This is a genomic window from Oscillibacter sp., from assembly GCF_031978065.1.
Lineage (GTDB): Bacteria > Bacillota > Clostridia > Oscillospirales > Oscillospiraceae > Oscillibacter.
Map to the genome: position 1 here is coordinate 1 of NZ_DALZCH010000205.1, position 1,439 is coordinate 1,439.

Here is a 1,439-nt window from a genome sequence, read left to right on the forward strand (position 1 = left end):
TCGGTGCTCCACTTCCCTTTTTTCAGTTGGAAAAGTCGAAACTACACAATTGCTCAACAGGGGAAGTCGATACATCTTCCGCCCGTCGCGCAGTCTTGCGATGATTCTTGGATCTTCCGCCGCCAGCTTCGCCAGTACGCGGCCCAGTCGATTTGCCGGCGGTCTTGCTTCCAATTTGGTCGCGATTTGCGCAGATGTAAACTCTCCCCACAACGCAGGGTCCAGATCAAAATTTAGAAGGTCCCTTAACTCGTCCTCAAAGTCCAGCGAGCGCGTGTGCTCCACGTTGATGTTCTCCAGCAATTTCCTATCGTCGCTGGACAAACGGAAGCTCCCCGGCAACGCCTGATACTCTGACGCCATCTGCGCCCATAGCTGGGTTTTCCATTCGTTCGTGATTGCAAAGAGCCTACTGAGGTCTATACGATTCACCGATACCGTCCAAAAACGCCGGTTGCCGGTGTCGTCAATCAGATATTCGCCGGGGTTCACCGTGCCGCAGAAAGACGTTCTGCGGGGCCGCTGCACGGCCTTTTTTGCATACGGCGTTCGGTATTCGTCCATGTCCTGCGTCAAAAAGGCTTTCAACCCAGCGCTGTCACGGGCCGTCGTGCGATCCAGCTCTCCCAACTCACAGATCCACGCATTTAGCGCCTGCATATAGGTATCCTTTACCCGCAGGTCCAGCTTGGCCCCCTCCTTGAACATGCGCGGCAGCGGTACCAGTTGGCGCAGAGCGCTAGTCTTACCGACGCCCTGATCTCCCTGAAGAACAAGAATACCGTCCGCCCCCTGAGGGGCATATTCATCGTTGCAGGCCATGGCCACGCATTGCAGCAGCCACTTGCGAATCAGTGTCCGAGAGAGAGCGCTACTAACACCCCAGATGTCGTAAAGCTCCTGCACGCGGTCTACGCCATCCCACTGTGTACTTCGGAACATATCCGTGACCGGGTTAAAGCGGTTTTCTTCAGCGATTACGTCCAAACAGTCTGCGACCGTGTTCTTTGCCGCACCTTTTACACCGGCAAGACGCAAGTGATCCAGCAGCCGCACAGGCAGCAAATTTTCCGCGTTGGCGCGCGACCAGGTCTTAGGATACCCGGACAGTTCCACATGCCAAGTGACCTCGTTCAGTTTGATCTGGATACCAAGTAGCCCCATCAGATGGCGAACAACATCCGTAGTCAGCACTTCGCCTTTCAGCCCACCGAGAAACATAGCGAGTTGGGCGTCATTTCCCGCAGCGAGATTCCCCGTTTCGGTTTTTTGGAACGCTTCCAGAATCTTCTCTCCGTTTTCTTTGTTCAACAGATCGGAGACGGAAGCATCGCGCTTGCACAGGTCCAGCATGGTCTTATAGGATGGCAGTTGGTTCGTGAACGTACCCGGCGCCGCGTCGTCGTCCTGATCGCCGAATTTGTGCAAGCGCACCAGAT

1 protein-coding gene is annotated in these 1,439 nt (G+C 55.2%); it reads right to left on the reverse strand.

Annotated elements, in window-relative coordinates:
- Window positions 1–1,439 (reverse strand): VapE domain-containing protein (locus RTK01_RS16735; RefSeq protein ID WP_312282053.1); only part of this gene is annotated, 1,439 nt, incomplete at both ends.